This window comes from Pseudomonas mandelii, from assembly GCF_002251635.1.
GTDB lineage: Bacteria > Pseudomonadota > Gammaproteobacteria > Pseudomonadales > Pseudomonadaceae > Aquipseudomonas > Aquipseudomonas mandelii_B.
In genome coordinates this window covers 1-3,718 of the sequence record NZ_NMOJ01000032.1, presented here as the reverse complement: position 1 = coordinate 3,718, position 3,718 = coordinate 1, and the positions used below count along the sequence as shown (strand labels likewise).

Genomic DNA, 3,718 nt, shown 5'->3' with positions numbered 1-3,718 from the left:
CTAGTGCGACCGGTCTACCAACCCGCGTATGGCCGCCACCCTCCGTTTGGTAGCGAGAGGGTGATGGCTCCTTGAAATATTCGCGCTAGAGGTTTCACCATGATCAAACCAACACCAAACCCACCAGACACCAATCCGGCATCGCCCTACGAATCCCTCGATTCCAGAAAACTCCACGATGCCGCCGAACGCGCCCTCGACCATTACCTAAATCCGGGCGCCCACATCATGGCCAGCAACCACGAACCCGAACCCATGTTCCTCGCCAACCCCAAATACGACACCGAATCCCTGCTGGCCAACGCCAGCGAATCACTGGGCTCGGCGACTACCATGCTCAGCAATTTCGCGGCGTTGCTGGATAACTCGCATCGCAAGACGCTGCTGGGGATTACTCAGGTGGTGATGTTGGGGGAATTGGCGGTGAATCAGGCGTTGGATAAGGTTGAGGTGAAGGAGTAAGAGTGCACCCTCTGTGGCGGTGGGTTAACCCGTCGTCACAGAGGGGAGGTTACTGCTTCATCTGCAACACTCCTTCTGCTTACACAGAATTTAGTCGTGTTGCGTCGACCGGTTGAATCGACAGCCAAAAGCGGTCAGTCGATCTAGCCTCCCTCGNCATTTTCGGCATTCCACATCCTCTCTATGGCGAGCTGTTTCCTAAGCAGGTCACCCTGTATGAGCGTCAATTCAGCTAAGCGTAAGTCCCGCCGATGTCGGCTATGGGGCGGTTTCAGCCGGTCGTGACAGGCAGAAATCGGCCAAAAGTGGACGGTGGACACGGTGATGGCAAATGGATAGCTTCGTTCGAGGGCTGCAGTCCTTGCCGTCATCCATGCTGCGTTTCTCCCTGAACAATGTCGCATTTGCCGTGACCACTTCTAAACCACCTTACCGTTACGGAGCATATAAGACATGTCAAACATCGTCGCATGGACCCTGTTCTCCTTGGGCGTGCTCCATATTCCATTCGGTATTCTCAAGTTCAAAGCAGCATTCGCCGCCGCTGTAAATGCTGGCTTCGTTGACCAGTTCAGGGCGCACGAAGATCGGCGTGCAGCCCTCTGGTTTACCATGCTGGGGCCGCTTTTTATGCTCGCAGGGCAGACAGCGATCCACGCCGTAGCCGTTGGCGATCTCGCGCTACTTAAAATTGTTGGCATCTATGTGCTGATGATCTCGATCATTTGCATCATTGCTGTTCCAAAATCTGGATTCTGGGCAACGCTTCTGGTTTCTCCGCTGATCATCGCGGCAGGGTATGGCTTGTATGCCTGACAAACGGTTCATCCTTCACGACAGGCAATCGGCCAGAAGCGGACATAAATGGACTGAAACGCTCAGCCCACGATTGAGCGTAGACACGATGTTGATGACTTCGTATTCTCGGAAAAAATTTTGTCGTGATTCTCTTTTGCCCTTCTCGCGTGACTAGCGCATGTACCGGACACGAACTATCTGACGTTGTCGAAGAAGTGGGGCCGGGTGTGATGGCCTTGGCACCAGGAGACGAAGTCTGGTACACCCCGGCCAGGAAATTATAGCAACCATTTTCCTGCAGATGCGACTGATATCTTCATGAGCGAGTCCGCCCCCACAGGGACGCCGCCGTACCTGTGGGAGCGGGCTTGCCCGCGAAGGGGTCGGCCCCCCCCCTTCCTGGCAATATTGTTTAGTTTTTCTTCTTGATCAGCTTGCTCATATAGTACTTGAGGCTTAAACGATCTTTGGGCCTTGGCTTGTAATGGGTTTTGTTTCTTTGTGCGGGATCGGCCGCCACGGTTGCTGCGGTGTAGTAATAAAGCGCTATAGACCTGCGCGTGATGTGCTGCGGAGTCGTTAAAGGCTCTGGGTGCCCATGGTTGCTGTCTTTGTCTGTGTTGAAAATGACGCAGCGGTTATAAATCGGCAGGACTTTTTTAAGACAAGTCTTCATGTCGACATCCCAAAGTTCCAGGTTGCCGCCGTATTCCTCCTGCCAGTCTTCGTTAAGATAAATAATGGCATTCAGTCTGCGTTCAATATTAAGCTTTTTGTTGAGTCTGAAGTCCGAGTGCACCCCCAGGAAACCACCCTTTTTTGTTTCATGCAGCCCGCCACCGGTAAAGTATGGGTCGGGTATCAAACCTTCGATGCCCGTCAGCTTTTCAAGAAACTGCAACATGGGTGCCGAGTTAAAGGCATTGAACACCGTCTTCAGATAGGGATCGCATTCGTTGGGACTGATTTGCCGTTTGTGCTGACCTTTATAGCCACGCTCGTAGAGCATTTCGTTGTTGGTTGGCTCGACTGGGAAGTGCGCGCAGATACTCGCAATCAGGTCTTCCGGTAAAAAATCATCGATGACGATGTGTGGAAATGGCGTGGCCTGGACATAGCAACTGGCTAGTGAGTGACCAAAAGTGCTGGCGGCGTTCTGGTCGAAATCAAGCTCCGGGGAGAGGGTGATGGGTAGTGTTTTAGTGATGGGTGTCATTACCGCTCCAATAACCTGAACATAAAGACCTATGGATGACTTTTGATAGTGTTGCCTACACTACTTGTTGCGTGCCTGCGACGTTTGACCTTTGCTATCGTCCTTGCTCAGACGCTCCAGGACGTTGTTGTACATCTTGGTGCGTCTATGAGTCGTTTCATAGCCTCCAGCGGCAGCTACAGTGCCGGACTGAATGTGATCGAGATAACTGAATATCTTACGCGGCGACAAAAGTTCAACAACATAACCAAGCTCGGTCATGCGGTCTTGGAGGGTATAGCCAGGCACACGATCATCCATCAAAAAATGCATGTCGTGCTGTTTGATCAATTTGCAGTTCCATAACGTACAGAAGCTCTTCAGGTAAACTTCCCTGTACGGCTTTGGCTCTCTGGAGCGTAGCCCAAGGGAAAGTTTCGTACGTCTGAAGTGGTGTTTGAATAGTCGTGAACTAAAGCGCCAGAGGGTTCTAGTGATACCGCGGTTTAATTGTTCTACACAACCAACGGCTATGACCTTCGGGTTCTTCATGCATTTGTTCAGCATCATCGAAAACACATTTTTATCAAAAATAAACGTATCGGTGTGCAGCAGAAATACGTAGTCGGTATCAATACGTTCCAACGCCATGTCGAGTGCTTTACCATGCGCGATATGGCCCTGTTCTGGTTCGGGAGTGGTTCGCTCGATCAGGTTGATCCAGTCAAGTGTACGCAAATACTCTGTGCTTTCATCGGCGGAATAGTTGTCAACCACCCATATCGGGACGCCGCTGTTGCCCACATGCTGATGCAATAGGTCCAAGCATATTTTGGTTATTTCGGGTGTTTTGTAGTTAACTACAACAATACTGAAAACTTTAGTTTTTTCAGCCAGAAAATCAGTGCCACCCATTGTTCACACACTCAATAATAGCTTGGAAATAGATGCTAAAAATAATCGCGCCTGTATCCAGCTGCTGTTTATTTTTTCACGNTTGCGTGGCCATAAAACACAATTTGTTAATCCGTTTTGTCATACACCGAATAACCATAGCTTACTCAGACGTGATGGGCAGGAATAAATGCGGACTCCATCGTATAAGGACCTACTCCATCGGTAAATATCCGTGAATTAATTCGTCACATAAGGAGGCTGGTCAGGCGACCTTCTCGGGGAAGGGTGAGCTGAGCTTACGTGTGGCGTTCACATTCGGTGTGTTAGCACCTACAGAGTCTTCCCAAGCAGGGTCGAGATTCGTGT

4 protein-coding genes are annotated in these 3,718 nt (G+C 50.6%); 2 read left to right on the top strand and 2 right to left on the bottom strand.

Translation table 11 applies throughout. The annotated features are described in order from the left end of the window. The first annotated feature begins 99 nt into the window (after positions 1 to 99). The gene (locus B7L09_RS05000; protein WP_094467959.1) at positions 100 to 462 is read left to right on the top strand and encodes a DUF6124 family protein; all 363 of its coding nucleotides are present in this window, start codon (positions 100 to 102) and stop codon (positions 460 to 462) included. Between the two features lie 453 nt (positions 463 to 915). Then, positions 916 to 1,278, top strand: a complete 363-nt coding sequence (locus tag B7L09_RS04995) for a DUF6463 family protein (protein WP_094467958.1) — start codon at positions 916 to 918, stop codon at positions 1,276 to 1,278. Between the two features lie 394 nt (positions 1,279 to 1,672). Here the strand turns inward: B7L09_RS04995 and B7L09_RS04990 are convergent, their stop codons facing one another. Continuing rightward, a complete protein-coding gene (locus B7L09_RS04990) occupies positions 1,673 to 2,476 on the bottom strand; it encodes a 2OG-Fe(II) oxygenase (protein WP_094467957.1) in 804 nt (267 codons plus the stop codon). 60 nt (positions 2,477 to 2,536) lie between these two features. After that, the gene (locus B7L09_RS04985) at positions 2,537 to 3,370 is read right to left on the bottom strand and encodes a glycosyltransferase (protein ID WP_094467956.1); all 834 of its coding nucleotides are present in this window, start codon (positions 3,368 to 3,370) and stop codon (positions 2,537 to 2,539) included. Positions 3,371 to 3,718: the final 348 nt, after the last annotated feature.